This window comes from Nostoc sp. LEGE 12447 (genome assembly GCF_015206985.1).
Lineage (GTDB): Bacteria > Cyanobacteriota > Cyanobacteriia > Cyanobacteriales > Nostocaceae > Nostoc.
The window spans coordinates 86,509-104,794 of record NZ_JADEXT010000008.1; the positions used below are offsets into that span (position 1 = coordinate 86,509).

Annotated in this window: 21 protein-coding genes and 1 pseudogene; 19 read left to right on the top strand and 3 right to left on the bottom strand. The window is 42.1% G+C overall.

Annotated elements, in window-relative coordinates; translation table 11 throughout:
• Positions 1-29 precede the first annotated feature (29 nt).
• The 6 genes from IQ274_RS11665 to IQ274_RS11690 all read left to right on the top strand — a co-directional run bounded on the left by IQ274_RS11665 (position 30) and on the right by IQ274_RS11690 (position 7,179).
• Positions 30-2,384: an arylsulfatase gene (locus IQ274_RS11665; protein WP_194142366.1), complete on the top strand. Its 2,355-nt coding sequence runs from the start codon at positions 30-32 to the stop codon at positions 2,382-2,384.
• Between the two features lie 138 nt (positions 2,385-2,522).
• Positions 2,523-3,416 carry a bile acid:sodium symporter family protein gene (locus IQ274_RS11670; protein WP_228058150.1) on the top strand — a complete coding sequence of 298 codons (894 nt, stop codon included), beginning with the start codon at positions 2,523-2,525 and terminating at the stop codon, positions 3,414-3,416.
• 208 nt (positions 3,417-3,624) lie between these two features.
• A complete protein-coding gene (locus tag IQ274_RS11675) occupies positions 3,625-3,891 on the top strand; it encodes a hypothetical protein (RefSeq protein ID WP_228058151.1) in 267 nt (88 codons plus the stop codon).
• Entirely contained in the window at positions 3,875-4,045 is a 171-nt protein-coding gene (locus IQ274_RS11680; protein WP_163934892.1) for a hypothetical protein, read from the top strand. Before IQ274_RS11675 ends, IQ274_RS11680 begins: the two co-directional genes overlap by 17 nt.
• Positions 4,046-4,266: 221 nt before the next feature.
• Entirely contained in the window at positions 4,267-4,584 is a 318-nt protein-coding gene (locus IQ274_RS11685; RefSeq protein ID WP_228058152.1) for a hypothetical protein, read from the top strand.
• Positions 4,585-4,701: 117 nt separating this feature from the next.
• Positions 4,702-7,179, top strand: coding sequence for a filamentous hemagglutinin N-terminal domain-containing protein (locus IQ274_RS11690; RefSeq protein ID WP_194142367.1), 2,478 nt, complete (start codon positions 4,702-4,704; stop codon positions 7,177-7,179).
• A gap of 92 nt (positions 7,180-7,271) precedes the next feature.
• Here IQ274_RS11690 and IQ274_RS11695 read toward each other — a convergent pair whose 3' ends face one another.
• From IQ274_RS11695 to IQ274_RS11705, 3 genes are all read right to left on the bottom strand, one after another.
• Positions 7,272-7,589: a hypothetical protein gene (locus tag IQ274_RS11695; RefSeq protein WP_163934865.1), complete on the bottom strand. Its 318-nt coding sequence runs from the start codon at positions 7,587-7,589 to the stop codon at positions 7,272-7,274.
• A 742-nt stretch (positions 7,590-8,331) separates the two neighbouring features.
• Positions 8,332-8,898 (bottom strand): HPF/RaiA family ribosome-associated protein, encoded by a 567-nt coding sequence (locus IQ274_RS11700; RefSeq protein ID WP_163934890.1) that lies wholly within the window; start codon positions 8,896-8,898, stop codon positions 8,332-8,334.
• 63 nt (positions 8,899-8,961) lie between these two features.
• Positions 8,962-9,126, bottom strand: a complete 165-nt coding sequence (locus IQ274_RS11705) for a hypothetical protein (RefSeq protein ID WP_194142368.1) — start codon at positions 9,124-9,126, stop codon at positions 8,962-8,964.
• A 352-nt stretch (positions 9,127-9,478) separates the two neighbouring features.
• Here IQ274_RS11705 and IQ274_RS11710 point away from each other — a divergent pair, with 352 nt between their 5' ends.
• From IQ274_RS11710 to IQ274_RS11765, 13 genes and pseudogenes are all read left to right on the top strand, one after another.
• Complete coding sequence (locus IQ274_RS11710; RefSeq protein WP_194142369.1) at positions 9,479-9,910, top strand: pentapeptide repeat-containing protein; 432 nt, start codon at positions 9,479-9,481, stop codon at positions 9,908-9,910.
• A 14-nt stretch (positions 9,911-9,924) separates the two neighbouring features.
• Positions 9,925-11,106, top strand: a complete 1,182-nt coding sequence (locus IQ274_RS11715) for a M20 metallopeptidase family protein (RefSeq protein WP_194142370.1) — start codon at positions 9,925-9,927, stop codon at positions 11,104-11,106.
• A 49-nt stretch (positions 11,107-11,155) separates the two neighbouring features.
• Positions 11,156-11,353, top strand: a complete 198-nt coding sequence (locus IQ274_RS11720) for an archease (protein ID WP_194142371.1) — start codon at positions 11,156-11,158, stop codon at positions 11,351-11,353.
• 84 nt (positions 11,354-11,437) lie between these two features.
• Positions 11,438-12,040, top strand: a complete 603-nt coding sequence (locus tag IQ274_RS11725; RefSeq protein WP_194142372.1) for a YbhB/YbcL family Raf kinase inhibitor-like protein — start codon at positions 11,438-11,440, stop codon at positions 12,038-12,040.
• 187 nt (positions 12,041-12,227) lie between these two features.
• A complete protein-coding gene (locus tag IQ274_RS11730) occupies positions 12,228-12,419 on the top strand; it encodes a hypothetical protein (protein WP_190936748.1) in 192 nt (63 codons plus the stop codon).
• A 17-nt stretch (positions 12,420-12,436) separates the two neighbouring features.
• Positions 12,437-12,532 (top strand): annotated as a pseudogene (locus tag IQ274_RS11735) (IS5/IS1182 family transposase); the annotation flags it as partial.
• A 284-nt stretch (positions 12,533-12,816) separates the two neighbouring features.
• Positions 12,817-13,326 carry a carboxylate-amine ligase gene (locus tag IQ274_RS38005; protein WP_416209834.1) on the top strand — a complete coding sequence of 170 codons (510 nt, stop codon included), beginning with the start codon at positions 12,817-12,819 and terminating at the stop codon, positions 13,324-13,326.
• A complete protein-coding gene (locus IQ274_RS38010; RefSeq protein WP_345940644.1) occupies positions 13,323-13,928 on the top strand; it encodes a carboxylate-amine ligase in 606 nt (201 codons plus the stop codon). The genes IQ274_RS38005 and IQ274_RS38010 overlap by 4 nt, the downstream gene beginning before the upstream one ends.
• 767 nt (positions 13,929-14,695) lie before the next feature.
• The gene (locus tag IQ274_RS11745; protein WP_228058153.1) at positions 14,696-15,034 is read left to right on the top strand and encodes a hypothetical protein; all 339 of its coding nucleotides are present in this window, start codon (positions 14,696-14,698) and stop codon (positions 15,032-15,034) included.
• 36 nt (positions 15,035-15,070) lie between these two features.
• Entirely contained in the window at positions 15,071-15,298 is a 228-nt protein-coding gene (locus IQ274_RS11750; RefSeq protein WP_163935881.1) for a hypothetical protein, read from the top strand.
• Positions 15,299-15,320: 22 nt separating this feature from the next.
• Positions 15,321-16,469 carry a hypothetical protein gene (locus tag IQ274_RS11755; RefSeq protein ID WP_163935883.1) on the top strand — a complete coding sequence of 383 codons (1,149 nt, stop codon included), beginning with the start codon at positions 15,321-15,323 and terminating at the stop codon, positions 16,467-16,469.
• 689 nt (positions 16,470-17,158) lie between these two features.
• The gene (locus IQ274_RS11760) at positions 17,159-17,359 is read left to right on the top strand and encodes a hypothetical protein (protein ID WP_163935886.1); all 201 of its coding nucleotides are present in this window, start codon (positions 17,159-17,161) and stop codon (positions 17,357-17,359) included.
• 214 nt (positions 17,360-17,573) lie between these two features.
• The gene (locus tag IQ274_RS11765; protein WP_163935889.1) at positions 17,574-17,762 is read left to right on the top strand and encodes a hypothetical protein; all 189 of its coding nucleotides are present in this window, start codon (positions 17,574-17,576) and stop codon (positions 17,760-17,762) included.
• Positions 17,763-18,286 lie beyond the last annotated feature (524 nt).

The following is an 18,286-nucleotide window of genomic DNA, read 5'->3' on the forward strand; positions in this document are numbered from 1 at the left end:
AAATTACATATTCTCAAGAGGTCAGATTTATGTCTCTGCGTGAATATAAACCCGGAAATACTTTCCCCGGTGTCATCGGTCGGACAGTTGATAAATCCAGTCCAGCTTGGCCAGAACCGTTGCGATCTAAAGAAGGAACACCAAACGTCCTATTTATCGTTTTCGATGATACAGGCTTTGGGCAATTTGGATGTTACGGAAGTCCCATCAAAACACCCAACCTAGACGCACTAGCCGCCAATGGCTTACGCTACAACAATTTACATACAACGGCGTTGTGTTCACCCACCCGTTCTTGTCTTCTGACTGGGCGCAATCACCATTCTAATGCCATGTCCTGCATTACAGAAGGTTCTACGGGTTATCCCGGTGGTAATGGGAATATTCCTTTTGAGAATGGGTTTCTCTCGGAGATATTATTACAGAAGGGTTATAACACTTATGCGATCGGGAAATGGCATTTAACGCCCGCAGACCAGATATCTGCGGCCGGCCCCTATGATCGCTGGCCTCTTGGTCGCGGTTTTGAACGTTTTTATGGTTTTCTAGGCGGAGAAACCCACCAGTATTATCCAGATTTGGTTTATGACAACCACACCGTTAAGCCAGAAAAGACCCCCGCAGAAGGCTACCATTTGACCGCAGACTTGGCAGACAAGGCAATTAGCTTTATCGCTGATGCCAAGCAGGTTGCCCCCAATAAACCTTTTTTCATGTATTTCTGTCCTGGTGCGATGCACGCCCCCCATCATGTGCCGAAAGAATGGGCTGATGCCTACGCCGGACAGTTTGATGATGGCTGGGAAGCTTACAGGGAAAAGGTTTTTGCCCGTCAGCAGGAAATGGGGATTGTCCCCGCAGATGCCGAACTTTCCCGCCATGATCCCGATGTCCCGCACTGGGATTCCCTCTCAGCCGCAGAAAAACGGCTTTATGCCCGGATGATGGAAGTATATGCTGGCTTTTTAACCCACACTGACCACCATATCGGTCGCTTACTCGATTTTCTGAAATCTATTGGTGAGTTCGAGAATACTGTAATTATGGTGATTTCGGACAATGGGGCCAGTTCTGAAGGGGGGCCAACTGGTTCAGTTAATGAGAACCTCTTTTTTAACAATGTGCCAGAATCCCTAGAGGAAAATCTCAAGGCACTAGATAAGCTAGGCAGTCCAGAAACTTTCAACCATTATGCTTGGGGTTGGACTTGGGCAGGAAATACGCCTTTCCGTCGTTGGAAACGGGAAACTTATCGGGGTGGAATCAGCGATCCCTTGATAGTCCATTGGAATCAAGGCATTGAGGCAAAAGGTGAAATCCGTACTCAGTACGCTCATGCTATTGACCTAGTACCGACTGTGCTGGAATTACTGGAAATTGAACCACCAACAACGATTAAGGGTGTTACTCAATCTCCCATTGAAGGTGTCAGTTTTGCCCATACTTTTAATCATAGTACCGTACCTACTAAGCACCTGACCCAATATTTCGAGATGATGGGACATCGTTCTCTTTACTATGATGGTTGGCGGGCGGTTTGTCCTTGGCCTGGCCCCTCATTTACAGAAGCAGGGCAGTTTTTTGGTGAGGCGATTTCGGCGGAAACTCTGACGGACTTGGATACCCACCATTGGGAACTGTATCACGTCGCTTCAGATTTTGCGGAAAATCACAATATTGCGGCTGATAATCGCCCTAAATTAATTGAAATGATTGCCACTTGGTACGTAGAGGCGGGTAAATACAATGTGTTGCCTGTGGATGGCAGAGGCGTACAACGATTTGCAGAAGAACGTCCTCAGATTGTCGTCAATCGTAGCCGCTATACTTACTATCCTGATACTCAGGCAATCCCAGCCAATTGTGCCGTCAAGTTGCTCAATCGTTCTCACAGTATTACGGCTGATGTGGAAATTCCCACAGGTGGCGCAGAAGGAATATTACTTGCTCATGGGGGTAATGATAGTGGCTACTCCTTCTATGTCAAAGATGGCAAACTGCACTGGGTTCATAATTATGTAGCGCGATCGCTCTATCATGTCGAGTCTGGGTTATCTGTGCCGGAAGGTCGTCACCAGTTGCGCTTTGAGTTTAAAGTCACGGGTCAACCAGATTTAGCCAAGGGGAAAGGAACGCCAGGTCGCGCCGAACTTTATATCGATGGGAAATTAGTTGGGCAAGCCGATGTCCCTGTAACTACTCCCTTAGCACTAGGTCTGACCAGTGGTGTGACTTGTGGAATTGCCCCTGGTGCGCCTGTAACACCCGATTATGAACCGCCCTTCAAGTTTACGGGCAAGATTTATAGTGTGATAGTGGATGTTAGTGGAGATTTGATTCAAGATAAGGAAGCTGAAATGCGTACCATTATGGCACGACAGTAGAGAGTCAAGTCGCTTTGCTCCAATTAAAAATTAAAAATTATTAATTAAAAATTGCAAGACGCTCTCTACGAGACGCTAAAAGCGAACGCGGACTCGCTCTAAGCGTTCGCGGTAGCGTCTCGTAGAGAAGCCATGCCGTTGGCGCAGCCTCTCGTAGAGAAGGCTTTACGCTACGCTATCAGTGGAGCCATGCACCATCCCTTATTACTGGTTCTCGTTAAAGTCACTATTTTTTCTCTGATGTTAGCCATAGGGTGCAACCTCTCTTTTGAAAAGATGCGCTCCTTCTGGCGAAAACCTGCCTTAGTATTCCGTGCGCTTTTAGCGGTTGTTGTGCTGGTTCCTCTAGTAGTTATTCTCCTGTTGAAACTGTTTAACTTACCACCGGCAGTGATGATCGGATTGGCAATACTTGCAGCTTCTCCGGGTGCGCCTCTGACCACAAAGCGATCGCAACAGGCTGGAGGCAGCTTCCACTACTCAGCAAGTCTTCAGCTAACTCTGGCAATACTTGCGGTTTTTGTTACTCCCATTACCTTGGCAATTTTCGCCACCTTATTTGCGAGTATTTCACAAAAGGTGGCAATTTTAGAAGTTGCCCGACAAGTAATTATGGTGCAGTTATTACCCGTCAGTCTCGGTATTTTGATGCAAAAGTTCGCACCTACATTTACCCAACAGATTGCTAAACTCTTGACTTTTATTGCTAACAGTCTCTTTTTGGCGCTAGTTGTTTTAGTGTGCATCTTAGGGCTGCCAATGTTTTCCAAAGTTGGGGAATTACCACTGGTAGCGATCGCAATTATGGTGATTGCCTCTCTAGGAATGGGACACGCTTTAGGCCGATTCGATGATGATACCCGATCTACCTTGGCGATTTTCTGTATTGCTCGCAATTTTGGTTTAGCTTTGTTTATCGCTATTTTGAATCATGTACAACAGCAGGTGATTCCGACACTGGTGGCTTATCTCATTTTGGGAGCTTTTGTAGGTGTTCTTTACTCATTCTGGAATAAACGCAGATTACCGTAATTTCTCACAAATTAGAGGAAAATATTCATCTACGATCGCAACTGTTGGATGAGCATCTCTTGCCAGATGTTTCAGGATTTGTAATTCTACATCCGTTGTCCTACTTACTTTCCAGGGTTTTTTCTTCTAATACTTTTATTTAGAATACCCGGAAAGTGACAGAAGAGGGGTAAGAGGCAAAGATAGCTGCTGGGGTATCGTTAACCATGTGGGCGAATTCAGTTGTACTGTCAAAACCTGGGATGGCGAGTACGCCGTTGGGTCGCAGCACCTGAAATCTTACGATTACTTGCCTGCTGAATGTGAGCAGATCAAAGAAATCAGCGATCGCATTAATCGGGTGTATTCAGACTCACTGGAGGAGACAGTCAAAAATCTGTTGCAGTTATTGGGTAAGCTGAATCGACCTTATCTTACTGCTGTGGAAGAGAAATTGTTGACGCTTCTGGAGTCGGAGTATGGGAGAATACCCTGAACAATTCTGGCAATTTGGCATCCAATGGCTTTGGGTTGCAGTTTCAATGGAGTTAGCAACACAACGGGACAGCGAAGAAGTTGTACGAGGGATGTGGCAAAACTTTCCGCTTCTGGTGTCCCGTGCTATGCCAGTTGTCAAACGAGTGCTGTAAAAACGCTCTACATAATTGATGCAGCAATCAAAAGAGTTCAGTTAAGGCTCTACAACTGGCTAGAAATGAACAAAACCAAATAGGATTTCAGAAGATGTAGATAGGCCTCCTCTTTGGATGACACCTGATTCTAATTTGATGCGACCATCAACCAGTAAGTTTTTATTTCCTGGATCGGAATCTCTTCCTACATACAATCCCCCATTTATTGCCAGTGTTGCTTGAGGATTCGTTGTGCCATAGAAGTCAAAGCAGATCATGAGGGTGAAGGTTCCGCCGCGCCCGTCACTGAAAAATGGTCACATGAGGCGATCGTAGCGAGGTCAAATATTCCACCTGTAAGAAGGGAGAAACTGAATCGAGCAGCAAATTCAGGGGAGAATCCGGGCTTTGAGTTCTTGCAAGAGTGTTGGAATGATGATCCGGCACTTGTGATTGCGATCAAGAAGTTGCTGGCGAAGTTTCCGCAATTGGGAATTGCTTGTGTGGATGGGGTGTTGATGAAGTTTGCGATCGCTTATCTTAAAGAGACACTCTGAACATGGATTGTTTCGTTTTCACAAAGCTACACCAAGATGACTACTAAAACTGTTGATGGTGTTCAAACACAATACCGTTTAGGGAACCCTATATATATTATTAATAGAAAGTGAGCGATGAAAGCACCTTCTGTTTGCTGGGGTTTGATCGATATAATGCTGACAGGTGGGATGTTCCTTTGGTGTGCCTCTGTAAGTGCCCAGCTAACTCCCGATGGCACCCTCAATACTGCTGTCTCCCAAAGCGGTAATAACTTCACCATTACTAATGGTAGTGCCGCCAACAGTAACTTATTTCACAGTTTCCAGCAGTTTTCGGTTCCCACTGGCGGTTCGGCTACTTTTGATTTAGTAAACACGCCCAACATTTCTACCATCTTCAGCCGTGTTACCGGCGGTAATATTTCTAACATTGATGGCTTGATTCAGACGATTAACGGCAACAACCCCGTCAGTCTCTTCTTGATCAACCCTAGTGGGATAATCTTTGGAGCCAATGCCCAACTAAATATTGGGGGTTCATTTATTGGTAGCACTGCCAGCAGTATTAAATTTGCCGATGGCGCTGAGTTTAGTGTAATTAATTCTGAATCTGCCCCCTTGTTGAGTATCAATGTTCCCATTGGGTTGCAACTGGGTAACAATCCCGCACCCATCAACATTCAAGGTACAGGACATACTTTGAGGAATGTCAGTGGACTGGCTCTGCTTCCCCCGATTCAGACTCCCAATTCTACAAAACTGCGGGTACAGCCGGGAAACACCCTAGCTTTAGTGGGTGGCGACATACATCTAAATGGGGCAAACCTGATCGCTGAAAGAGGGCGAGTTGAATTGGGTAGTGTAAGCGGAAAAGCATTGGTCAACCTGATACCAACCGCACAGGGCTATACACTGGGATATGGTAATGTACAAAGCTTTGGCGATATTCAATTGGCACAGCGATCGCTATTAGATATCAGCGGCGTGAATGCAGGTTCCGTTCAAATTCAGGGTAGGCAAATTCAATTCACCGATGGCTCTCTAGTACTGGCGCAAAATTTTGGCAATCTCCCCGGCGGCGACATTCGCCTTCAGGCTACAGAGGCGGTTGATTTGATTGGCAAAACAACTGATGGCACAATTCAGAGCGGAGTGCGTAGTAATGCTTTTGGTATGGGAGCTAGTGGGAATATCAGCGTTATTACTCCCAACTTCACTATCAAGTCGGGAGCGGGGTTGAATAGCACAACTTTTGGAAAAGCTCCCAGTGGCAATATTTACATTGATGCAACCGCCATTGAACTGTCTGGCTTTTCACCCAATAATCCTGCTGATGTCACCACAGTCAACACTACTACACTAGGCACTGGGAATGCTGGTGATGTTTTTGTCAATAGCAATAGTCTACTAGTATCAAGCGGTGCCTCACTATCTTCGGCTACCTTTGGCAGTGGTTCTAGCGGTAAAGTGACGATTCGCAACACCAACACCACGGTGATGGGAGAAAGTCCCTCTGGACTTTACAGCAACATTAGCTCAACTACATTTGCAACCGGAAGTGCCAAAACCTTGACCCTGAATACTGCCAAATTGCAAATTTTGGATGGGGGAGCAGTTGCTACCACCTCATTTTTTGCAGGTAATGGGGGAGATTTGAGCATCAATGCTACTGAAGCGATCGCAATCAATGGTCAAGGTCGGGCAACTAATAGTAGCATTAACGCCTCCACCATCCGACCCGATGCTTTATTGCGGAAACGATTCGGTCTGCCAGATATATTAACGGCGAATGCCGGCACTTTGAGCATTACCACACCGAACTTAACGCTGACGAATGGCGGGACAGTCAGTGTCACCAGTCAAGGTAGTGGAAATGGTGGCAATATTAATATCAGTGCAGATGCCATCCAATTAAAGAATCAAGGCTTTATTCAAGCACAAACAGAATCCGGTAATGGTGGCAATATTAAATTGTCCGCTAAAAACCTGTTGCTTCTACAAGACAATAGCCAGATAACCTCAACAGCTGGAGGTTCAGGGAATGGAGGTAATATAAACATCAATGCACCTATCATCGTCGGCTTAAAAAACAGCGACATTATTGCCAATGCAGTACGAGGCAGAGGTGGTAATATCCAAATCACCACCCAAGGCATCTTTGGGCTGAAATTCCGTCCCCAACTCACTCCAGAAAGTGACATCACCGCCAGTTCCCAATTTGGGGTGAGTGGCACGGTTCAAGTTAATACTATCGGTATCGATCCAAATTCGGGTTTAGTGGAACTGCCTGCAAATGTCACCGATCCATCCCAGCAAATTGCTACAGGCTGCGCGGATAGTGAAGGCAGCCGCTTTGTGGCAACGGGACGAGGTGGTGTGCCGCAAAATCCCCTTCAGCAGGTAACGAGCGATCACACTTGGTCTGATATCCGCAATCTGACTGCATACCGCAAAACAGGCGAAGTGATAGCTCAAATACCCACAAAAGAGGCAGTTCTTGTCCAGGCTACAGGTTGGCGACGTAATACACAAGGAAAAATTGAGTTGATTGCAGATAAATCTCCTACTCAGGCGCAACAACCATTAACCTGTGCTGCTGTTCCTAAAAATTAATGACGTTATAAATAATGCCCTGAATGGGAACTCTAACTTTAAATCAGTAAAGGAAGTCTTTGGTGATCAGAGTCGTACCCTTTCTATTTATATTAGATAAGTGAGTTATTTACTCCAGGAATGATGCTAAGGGCGATCGCTACCTTTAGTGAATCTCTTTCAGAGAGCGATCGCTGGCGTTGATTCTGCGATTGAACTGAATTACGTGATACTGCCGTCTGCTGCCCAAGGTGAATGTTGTAGATGTCGCCGCCAATTTGCCCAGCATTCACTGTGCCAGCGTTAATCAACCCACCACCAAACTGTGAATTGCGTAAGTCATTACTGGAGACTTGCTTTGGGTCTTCTGAATCGGGCATGGGTTTGACTTGAGCGTTCTTAAGCGTCGTTGTTGTGAATACTAGCACCATTTCGCTGTGCCTCAGCAATTCACTGTTCCTTTTGTAGTACAGAAGTTAAATGCTCTAACCAGCCCTTTAGTTATTAAATAAAACTTGTTGAGAATAAATCCTCTTTTCCTTTTACCACAAATTGCTACACTCTCTATTCTATAAGCATTTTAGAACATTTTGTCTCTTATCAAGCATCTGGACACTCATCTATAAATTCTTGTAATTCTGCGATTTTAGCTTGTAGATACTGATTTATTATTGTTCGCTGTTAGACAAAATTATCTCTCCGTATTATCTCGTAGTTTTTTTCAGAAATCAAATATGATTCCTATATACTCAGGCTTAATACTTAAGAATATCTATTTTGCAGTAGGAAGTTAGCTATGTCTCAATTCGATTAGCCTTACCCCTCTTCTGTCACTCTCCGGGAGGGCGATCGCTAGAAGCCTGATAAGGCAATCAATACAAGCTATCCTATTAGAAAAAATGGGTCTTGTATTTGTTATTAGAAAATAAGCGTGTGATTGCTTGCTATACAAAAGCTCTAGAATTTAGAAATAGTAAATGTTTTCGGAGAGTGACAGAAGAGGGGTAAGCTAAAACACAAATCACTAACAGTTAACAGTCAACACTTATGTGAAACAGCTTAACAAATAAAGACTCTCCTCCTATCTTGAGGTTAAAAGGAAAATTTGAGGAACTTGTGAAGAAGTGGTTAATGCTCCCTAGACTATTCAAAAAGTGGTTTAAATCAACAGCCTCAACCTTGTAGGTGATGCTTACCAATCAATCTAACAGTACTAGCTTGCAGTCCTTTATCACCTTCTTCCTCTGCAAAACGAACTTCATCTCCCACCTGCAACTGCTCAAAATCACCATTGAATAGACTGTTGCGGTGAAAATAAACTTCGCTACCATCAGGTGTTTCGATAAAACCGTAGCCTTCATCAGAGAACAAAGACGCAATTCGTCCATGAGGCTGTTCTGCGTGAGTCTTGGTTTCCTGACGCAGCATACTGGTGTGGTCTTGCAGTTTGCGCTTGGCTGCATCAAAAGCATCACGAATTGCTACATAAATATCCTCGTGAGATTGATGTTCAGGTGGGTCACGTCTGACAACGATTTCCCCCGTTGGCACAGTGATGTCAATTCGCACCTGGTAAAGTTTACCGTTACGGTGATGTCGATGTGGGGCATCAACTATGACTCGACAGCTCGTAATCCGGTTATAAAAATGCTCTAGTTTATCAGCTAAGGAGCGAATTTTTGCTTCTACTGCTTCTGATGCTGGAATATTGTGAAAGGTGATTTGTAGTGGGATTATCATGTGTTCTCCTATTTCTCAAGTGTCTCTTGCCTGGATTGAGAGATTGCTCAGGCAAGGTGCTAATTAAGATGCGTTTTTCCAATCACATAACAACTCATGCTCTTGTTTTACTGGGAGTTGACGGAGGGGAACTTGAGGAGTACCAATATCTGTTGAATGTTGAGATAACTGTTTTTTCTTAATTACCTTTTTTACCTGCAATTTTGGTTGAGTGGCTGCAATGGTCATTCTACTCACCTCCCATACTAAATCAGGAAGGAAAAATCGTGATATCTGCGACATATATAGCAACAATTACAACTCAGTAATCAATGTATCTGATAATTTTAGCTAGTTGTTGCCCTGCTTCAGCGCGATTTCGGAATCTTGTTTTGATTTGACTGATAGTAGCCATAACTGACCGCCGCTTACCAGATATCTTTTAGGTTAGATAACAAATTTGAGAAAGTTGTGAGAAAAGCAAAACTACCTCACAAGTTCTTCAAATTTTTCTTTTAGCATCAAATTAAAGCCAAATAATTAGCCACGTTGCACTTGGAATTTTAAACACTCCTAACTTATAAAAACTGGTGAATTTACTATGCAAAACTTATCTAATCAACCAGTGAAAAGTGCTCATGAACTCAAAAGAAAGTATGAAGCAGGAGAAAGAGACTTTCGCGCAGCTGAGTTATCTAAAGTTGACTTACAAGAAACTTATTTAGAAGGAGTAGACTTTAGCGGAGCCAACTTGGATGCAGCCAAGCTTAGTAGAGCAGACTTGAGTGGTGCTAATCTCAGTGGAGTTTATTTAAGAAAGGCAAATCTGAGAGGAGCTAACCTCAGTGGTGCAGATTTGTTTAAAGATAAATTGGTAGGAGCAGATTTGAGTGAAGCTGACCTCCGAGGTGCAGATTTAAGAGGAGCTAACTTGAACGGGGCTAACTTAAATGCAGCCAAATATGACAGCTACACAGTTTTTTCAGAGGATTTTGACCCTGTAAGCGCCAAAATGATGCAGTTGGAAGAATAATAAGGAGATATGTTATGGCTCATGTCCTGACATCTGAGAAAGTCTTCCCTCTAATGGTAGATTTACGCAGATATTTACACCGCTATCCTGAACTGGCATTTGAGGAAAAAAAGACAGCATCCATCGTAATAGATGAACTTAAGCGTTTAGGTATTCCTTTTTCGTATGGTGGGGTGGGTAGTGGCATCATTGCCAAGCTGATCAATAGTGGACAAAAAGCGCCGACAATTGCTGTGCGGGCTGATATGGATGCTCTCCCCGGACAAGAAAATACGGGATTGCCCTTTGCTTCTTTGCACCCAGGTAAGATGCACGCCTGCGGTCACGACGGTCACATGGCAATGGTGTTGGGCGCAGTAGCTTTATTGAAAGAGAATCCGCCACCGGGAAACGTGGTTTTCATCTTTCAACCTGCTGAGGAAAAGGGTGGTGGCGCGAAAGTCATGATCCAAGCTGGTGCTTTAGAAGGCGTAAATGCCATCTTTGGCGGTCATGTTACCCGTCACTACCAAGTCGGAGAGATTATGGTTGCCAAGGGAGTAATTACTGCCCAATCTGATGGCTTTACTATTCGTGTCAAAGGAAGAGGCGGACATGGAGCTAGACCTCATGAAGCTGTTGATGCTGTAGTTGTTGCCGGACTGCTAATTATGGCTGTGCAAACCCTGGTTTCACGAGAAATCAACCCCGCCTATCCTTCAGTAGTTACCATCGGTAAAGTAGAAGCAGGTAGTGCAGGTAATGTCATCGCTGAGGAAGCAATTCTAGAAGGTACTATTCGCACAACAAACTTAGATGTGCAGAACCACATAATTGACGGACTAAAGCGCATAGCCACAGCCGTGGGAGAACTGCACAATGCCAGAGTAGAGGTAGAAATTCGCCACGGATACCCACCTGTCATTAATACAGGAAAAGAAACAGAAATTGCTCGACGGGCTGTAGTTGAGATTTTGGGTTCCAAGGGATTAGTCACAATGGATTATCCCAGCATGGGAGCAGAAGATTTTTCTTTCTACTTGTTACACGTTCCTGGGTGTTACGTCAGATTTGGTGCTTGTCAACAAGGTTGTGAGAACATTCCTTTGCATAGTCCTTCCTTTGACTTTGACGAAGAAGCATTGAAAGTTGGCGCAGCTTTCTTTGATCGGGTGGTTCGAGAAGCGATCGCAGAATATGCAGATAATTCTCAGTAAAAAACAGCAGAAGGCAATCAAAATTTTACCAATATCTTAAGTAATATTCATGAAAAGCGTAGATTTAATCAATTTGGCAGGGTTTCAAGAAGTTGAACATACAGCTGACTGGGCTTATCGCGTTTGGGGGCGGAATTTAACTCAGTTATTTATCCAAGCAGCGATCGCTCTTTATTATTTAGGCAGCATTTTTTTTCATCTGTTAAGAATTGCTGCCAAAAATTCAAATTTCAAATTTGAATTTTGAAATTCATCTTTTTTTTAGAAGCAGCAACAAGTATTAAGATGATTATTTGTCATAAAAATTTATAAAAATCTTAGGTGCAAGTTAATGGTTAGGAGGCGAGTCTTTCTACTTCAAAGCTTCAGTATAATTGGGTTAGTAGAATTATCTGCGATCGCTTGTAGTTCTGTGGGTAATAAAAATACCAAAATTGCCTCCACCCTAAGCAGTAAATTAACAACAGAGAGGAAAAGCATGAAATTAGAAAGTGTCTTTGGATCTAATAGCCAAATTCCTGCCAAATATACCTGTGATGGTGCTGATATTTCGCCTACTCTTAGCTGGGATGAACCTCCAAAAGAAACCCAAAGTTTAGCATTAATAGTCGATGACCCAGATGCACCCAGACACACATTTGTACATTGGGTACTTTACGATATACCTCCTACAGTTCGGCAATTACCAGAACACATTACTGCTACGAAAACCTTACCAAGTGGTGGAGTGCAGGGAAAGAATGATTTTAGCAAATTAGGTTATGGTGGCCCCTGTCCTCCTAGTGGTACACATCGGTATTTCTTCAAACTTTATGCTTTAGACAAAAACTTGGGTTTGCCACCAGGCGCAACAAAAGAGCAAATTTGGCAAGCAATGAAGGGTCATATTTTGGCAACAGCAGAGTTAATCGGATGCTACCAAAGTCAGCGTTAGACTTCCTGCGAATTGATGATTTTCTCAAAAGGACTAAGCAGAAATCTGAGTCTAATTGAGTGTAATTGAATTGTGTGTGAGTCCAAAACTTCACTCTTAGGTGGAATATTGGTTAGTAATATACTTTGACGGTTCCAAAAATATGGGTATGAACAGAAGATATTTCTAACATTCAGGAGTTATTCGTATGCACAAAGAATACATGGATGCTTTAGAAGAATTAATCGATAAATTGACATTAGCTGCAATCCTAGAGATGTTAGAGCGAATATGTCACAAAAAAGCAGAATATTTGCGAACTCATTGGCAAGATGAAACTTCAGCTAAGATGTGGGAAAAAGCTGCTCGACAAATAGAACAGATAAATATTGATGTTTGAGTAAATAGTCAAACTGTTTAAGTAAGGATTATGAACGTCTTCCCAAAATGAGTGAAGCTACGATATATGCCGTGATGACTCGTATTATGCTATTTCGTCTACTAGCCAGCTAAAGATTTACTTTATAAATGGTCTCTGATGATTCATCACAAAGCTAAATGAGAAATTAGAGGCGATCGCCTCAAGGGCGAACTAGAACATCAAGGCATCAGTATCCGGGCTGGGTCTATGTCCGGTTTATCTTCGCCAAGTGAACTTGGCGGGGTAAAGGGAAAGGGGGAAGGTGGGGCCCCCACGAAGTGGGGATAAGGGGCAGGGGGAAAGGTTTTAAATCCCTTACCCTTTCCCCTTTCCCCAGACCTCACAAGCGCATTTTTGGGTTGGCAGACTACTAGGGATGGAAATTGAGTTGCAATTACTCAATCCTTATACGCTGCAATTGGTAGATGGCATTTTACCGCTTTTAGCACAAGCTCCTGAAAATTCCTGGATTCAACCAGAATTTAATCAAGCGATGGTAGAGATTGCTTCCAAAGTTTGCTCAAATATCTATGAGTTAGAAGCCAATATTTTTGCAATTCTGCGTGACCTCAAAGCTAGATGTCAAGCACTGGGTATGACTATTTGTGCAGCCGGAACTTATCCATGTTGCGATCGCTTTGCCGCTATTACCCCTATTCCCAGGTATCTGTCCCAGCAACATACATCTGGCTATCTCGCAGATTTAATGATGACTTGTGCGCTTCAGCTTCATGTAGGAATGCCATCGGGTGATGCAGCTATAGATGTTATGGGCAGACTTAAACCCTATCTCCCCATTTTGTTGGCTCTGTCTGCTAGTTCACCCTTTTGGTGGGTCAGGATACTAGCTTTGCTTCCTTTCGCCAAAGGTTTTTATCATCGATGAGAACCTATGGTATTTGTCCCACTTTTAAAAATTGGCAGGATTTTGCTAATTTCTTTGCTAATTCTCAACATGCAGGGATGTTTGAGATTATCCGCGATATCCATTGGGATTTGCGTCCCCAACCTGATTTCGGAACTCTTGAGGTTAGGGTAATGGATGCTCAACCAACGATCAAAGAATCAATGATGTTGGCGGCTTTTATCCATTCTTTAATTGTGTATTTGCATCATCACAGTCAAGGAAAGCCAACAGAATTTTTGCTAACTCCCCTTCCTTGGTTGATTGAAAGAGAAAACTACTTTCGCGCATCTCGTTGGGGTTTAGATGCTAATTATATTGAAGATGAACAAGGTAATAGCAGATCCATCAGGAATATAGTTAAAGATATCTTGAATGTACTAGCAGAAACTGCCGATACGTTGGGAAATAGCTCATATCTATTCCAATTAGAAAAAAGATTAGACCAAGGAGCAAGTTATATTCGACAACGGCGAGTGTTTGAAAGCACAGGTTCTGTAAAAGCAGTAGTTGCTTCTTTAGTCAGCGAGTTAGAAGCTGAATTACTAGTACCAGAAGACAAGATACAGTATACACACAAATGATTTAATCACCTTTGGATTTGATGATATCTTACGGCGATCACATTTTTCATACTAATTCATCTGCTTGATTTTAACGTGAGTTCGACGGATAGAAAAGCCCAAAAAGCTAATAGTTGTTCAAATTAGTATCAGTATACCTTTCTTAAGACATAGGTTTTTGTCTCTTTCACACTCTTGAGGTAGAGATAAATATTTTCAAAAACTATATCCATTGCCTGATAAGTTAATCTAGTTATTTTTTACCATTTAGGAATACCTTGTGAATCAATGAGAAAAGTATTAACAAGGTTTTCTTGAAATTGAAATTACCATGTGGGTAGTAGCTATGAATATAGATATAGGGAAAATTATTACAGCTATTGGTGTCTTTGTAGCAATTTTTGGGGCATGGTGGCAGATTTATAGATTTAAAACTGAGAATAAAAAATAACTGATAATATAATTGAAGAATTAGTAGCGGATTGGAGTTGTTTTCAGAATAAGCTTGAGCATAAAAATTTCCTTCTTGGCTGCGTAGAAGTTAGGCGTATTGTCGATATTCATACAGGATTGTTTAATGATATTAGCATGAAACTGGGACTCATAGAAAATTATCCCGAAGTAATGAATATGGCACTTTAGCTAATTAGCTTATATTGCAGGTGATCAATAAAAATTTAAAACTTTTTTTGTTTAGATAAAAAGAAGAATAACCTCACACATCCTTTGTTTAAAAAATATTTTTTTAACAAAAATTTTAATTCTCCCTATAAAATACACAATGTTATATGGATAATAAAGTGATATTAGTTTTTATTATTATAGCATTAGCAAGTTTACTATTTTTACCATTATTTACCGTAAATCAAGATAAACAACCTTTGCTTTTGTCAAACTCCTTATCAATTAGGCAAACTATTGAACAGGTAAAAGAGCAATACGAATCTGATTTACTGCGTATTAATGGTGTTGTTGGTGTGGGAATTAGTGAATATGAAGATAAACCTTGCATCAAAGTGTATTTAGAAAATGAATCTCTGAATGTGCAAAAGCAAATACCAAAGCAGTTAAATGGATTCAAAGTAGATACACAAGTGACGGGATCTATTCAAGCACAGCCTAAATAATAACAAGCATTTTATCTCTGTAAATAGGAGATGACGATGAACCAAGTTAATACAGTTAAACAGGATTACGAGGAACAACTGATGAGGCTACCCAACGTTACAGGGGTTGGCATTGGTGAGAGGAGGGGAAAGACAGTGATTAAGGTTTTTGTAACTCAAAAAGTTCCAGAATCCGATTTGCAGCCTCAGGAAGTTGTTCCCAAGTCCATAGAAGGGTGTGAGACAGATGTTGAAGAAATTGGGACTGTAACAGCACAAATTTAAGCAAATCAACGGGAGATTTGATATGAAATTAGATGAAAATAAGATGATACTGTCTCAACAGTACACAGCAGAGGTACAAACAGCTCACAGAGCCGCCGTAGAAGAGTTTATGAATCCACAACAGCTACGCCCCAATGTTGTTGGTTTGGGAGTGGGCGTAAAGTGGCGGAATGGAGAACCTACAGGTGAGCCAGCATTATTGACATTAGTAACTCACAAGATACCAAGAGATGAGTTGAGTAGGGCTGATCTCATACCATCGAGATTGGCAGATATGCAAACTGATGTTTTGGAAATCGGTTATCCTTTCGCGGGAGTGGGAGAGTTACGCCAAAAACCCACACAGGTAAGAACCGAGTTAATGCAACCTACTAATGGTGCAACTGGAACTTATCGTGTTACTGAAAGGATGGAGATACCAGAGATGGGGGTTGAGTTGCTGGCTAAACGCGCCCGCCCAGCTGAAGGAGGCTACAGCGTTGGACATTACAAGATTACCGCAGGGACTATTGCTACTTGCGTGTATGATATTTTGCCAGGAGGTTCTACTAATCCGCCTGTGCATGGTGTAGGTACTCCACCCCGTTACTATATTCTCAGCAATAATCACGTTTTGGCTAACAGCAACGATGCTGCGGTGGGCGATCCTATATTGCAACCAGGCCCCTTTGATGGCGGAAACGCTTCTACAGATGTTATCGCTCGTCTGAACCGATTTGTACCGATTGACTTTGAACCAACAATTCCTAGAGAACAGCACCGCAACCTTGTAGATGCTGCGATCGCAGAAGCAGCATTTCATGATATTGATCGGGAAATCTACTGGTTGGGTTATGTGCGAGGCTGGCGACGCAAGCAGGATGTAACTGTGGGAATGCCTGTGTTTAAAACTGGGCGCACTACAAACTTTACAAGCGGTAGAATTACAGCGATTAGCGCCACTGTTGATGTCGGCTATGGTAACGGCAAGGTAGCCCGTTTCAAGGATCAAATTATTACCACTAATATTTCTGCTGGTGGTGATTCTGGTTCACTGGTTGCGACTTTGGTGAATAACACCCCGGCTGCTGTAGGGTTACTATTTGCTGGCTCGTCAGTAGCTACTATTGTCAATCAAATCGAAAATGTGCGATCGCTCCTGCGGGTAGAAATTGCAGAACAGATGCTTTAGAAGCACATCTTAGCCAATTAGTAGTCCACTAACCTAACATTATCGGTTGTGGACTAGAGAAAAGTTAAGGAGGAAAGAGTAAAAAAATCTTTCCTCCTTAACTCATATACCAAAAATGTTTTTATTTTTAAATCGAAATTTGCGACAGCTAATAAGTAGAGTTTAAATGGCATTGAACCAAGATTTACAGGCTCAATTGCCTAATAAACTTGGAATTTTTTTCAAAGCGCAAATATTAGTTAAGGTTTTATTTATCATGATACAAGTAATGCAATATATAACTGATTGTTAAAACTCCTTTCTATAGAGCGAATGGCTTCTCGTAGAGTACCTCTCGCTTTCAAGAATAGAGGCTTGAATGCCTGCTCGTCTGCACTTTTTTGTAGGGGTTGCAAGTTAGATTTAAGAGAAGTTTGTATATGATGTGAAGTAGCGATTGGAGAGAGGCAGCATTTGTTTGCCTCTCTATTTTTTGTGATTATATTGTTGTAAATTACTTGTTTTAAAATTTTTGTATTAATCGAATATTTTCCTTTATTTCATGTTTTCATCAACCCAAAGAATGAGAAGAATATTTACTTAACATCTCCCCCTAGAATCAGTAAAAAAATATCTAATTAAATCATCATAAATATGTAGGTTAATAACACCTACAAAGGTAAAGGTTAAGTAAGTGAGGTTAGTCTTTTATGTCAACTCAAATCATGCAATCTGTTCAAGAGAACGAACTGTTCTCTGAAATGTCTGCTGAAGAATCTGCTACCGTTAGTGGTGGTAATGCGGTTAACGGTGCTACCGCACTCGCCGGATTCTTAGCTGCTCGGACTGCGATTCAGGTCGGTATAACCCCTGCTCAAGCAGTTATAGTAACAGCGATAGCAGCAGTATAATCCCTATGCTACCTTCTGTTAGCTAGTTCCATCAAATGATGTAAAGAGTGCGCCCCTTGTTGGGTTCCCAAAAATTCAACCGGACATTCACTACTGCAAAGTGAGGTGGGCGCATTTTTTAGACTTCATTTTTTCGGAAACTTTTCTGAGAGTAGGGGAGTGAATAATTACTTACCTTTCTGACTAGATGTGCTTAATTAAGAAGAACACAATTATGTTGCAAATTATCGATCTCGAAAATAAGGAACTGTTTACCCAAGTACATTCCGAAGAATCTACTACCGTTAATGGTGGTGATGCAGTTGCCGCAGCTACCACGCTTGCGGCATTCTTGACAGCTAACGGTGCAGCGTTCCTAACCCCTGCTCAAGCGATTATAGTAATCGCGGTAGCATTGGTATAATTGCTCTGTAGACTCCCATTAGCTTGTTCCATCATCTGAGGTGAAGAATCCGCCCCAGGCTGCCATAAATTTAACCAAATACTCGCTACTGGGAGCAATGCAATTTTGTGAGATGAACCCAAAGGTCGAGCGATCAGCTGATGAGCAATACCTGATAATAAACTAGTCTTTATTAGAAATAGTCGATTAATTGGCATTAGAATGAGTATTAAAAATAATAATCAAGTATATCCCTGCTATCAGACTGGGATTTTGGGCGTTGCTGAATTTGAGGATAAATAATTTCAACCTCTTCTAAAAAAGTACAAAAACTCCATCTTTCTATTTACGTCTCTAATCCCTTCTACTAGCACGTCTACTTTAATTTCGTACATAAATCTCTTCTACAATCTCTGTGCCTCTGTGTCTCTGTGGTTTATTAATCCACTATCTAAAGATAGACACACCACTACTTTTGTTAGAGAATTTAATTAACAATTCCTCACGTTTTCCTCACATTTTATTTCTAACCTTAAAGTAGAGTT

What these genes read in the sequence shown, in the direction of transcription:
- IQ274_RS11665 (WP_194142366.1), top strand. Translation starts at nt 30, where the DNA reads ATGTCTCTGCGTGAATATAAACCCGGAAATACTTTCCCCGGTGTCATC.
- IQ274_RS11680 (WP_163934892.1), top strand. Translation starts at nt 3,875, where the DNA reads ATGGGAGAATACCCTGAACAATTCTGGCAATTTGGCATCCAATGGCTT.
- IQ274_RS11690 (WP_194142367.1), top strand. Translation starts at nt 4,702, where the DNA reads ATGAAAGCACCTTCTGTTTGCTGGGGTTTGATCGATATAATGCTGACA.
- IQ274_RS11695 (WP_163934865.1), bottom strand. Translation starts at nt 7,589, where the DNA reads ATGGTGCTAGTATTCACAACAACGACGCTTAAGAACGCTCAAGTCAAA.
- IQ274_RS11700 (WP_163934890.1), bottom strand. Translation starts at nt 8,898, where the DNA reads ATGATAATCCCACTACAAATCACCTTTCACAATATTCCAGCATCAGAA.
- IQ274_RS11705 (WP_194142368.1), bottom strand. Translation starts at nt 9,126, where the DNA reads ATGACCATTGCAGCCACTCAACCAAAATTGCAGGTAAAAAAGGTAATT.
- IQ274_RS11710 (WP_194142369.1), top strand. Translation starts at nt 9,479, where the DNA reads ATGCAAAACTTATCTAATCAACCAGTGAAAAGTGCTCATGAACTCAAA.
- IQ274_RS11715 (WP_194142370.1), top strand. Translation starts at nt 9,925, where the DNA reads ATGGCTCATGTCCTGACATCTGAGAAAGTCTTCCCTCTAATGGTAGAT.
- IQ274_RS11720 (WP_194142371.1), top strand. Translation starts at nt 11,156, where the DNA reads ATGAAAAGCGTAGATTTAATCAATTTGGCAGGGTTTCAAGAAGTTGAA.
- IQ274_RS11725 (WP_194142372.1), top strand. Translation starts at nt 11,438, where the DNA reads ATGGTTAGGAGGCGAGTCTTTCTACTTCAAAGCTTCAGTATAATTGGG.
- IQ274_RS11730 (WP_190936748.1), top strand. Translation starts at nt 12,228, where the DNA reads ATGCACAAAGAATACATGGATGCTTTAGAAGAATTAATCGATAAATTG.
- IQ274_RS38005 (WP_416209834.1), top strand. Translation starts at nt 12,817, where the DNA reads ATGGAAATTGAGTTGCAATTACTCAATCCTTATACGCTGCAATTGGTA.
- IQ274_RS38010 (WP_345940644.1), top strand. Translation starts at nt 13,323, where the DNA reads ATGAGAACCTATGGTATTTGTCCCACTTTTAAAAATTGGCAGGATTTT.
- IQ274_RS11745 (WP_228058153.1), top strand. Translation starts at nt 14,696, where the DNA reads ATGGATAATAAAGTGATATTAGTTTTTATTATTATAGCATTAGCAAGT.
- IQ274_RS11750 (WP_163935881.1), top strand. Translation starts at nt 15,071, where the DNA reads ATGAACCAAGTTAATACAGTTAAACAGGATTACGAGGAACAACTGATG.
- IQ274_RS11755 (WP_163935883.1), top strand. Translation starts at nt 15,321, where the DNA reads ATGAAATTAGATGAAAATAAGATGATACTGTCTCAACAGTACACAGCA.
- IQ274_RS11760 (WP_163935886.1), top strand. Translation starts at nt 17,159, where the DNA reads ATGTCAACTCAAATCATGCAATCTGTTCAAGAGAACGAACTGTTCTCT.
- IQ274_RS11765 (WP_163935889.1), top strand. Translation starts at nt 17,574, where the DNA reads ATGTTGCAAATTATCGATCTCGAAAATAAGGAACTGTTTACCCAAGTA.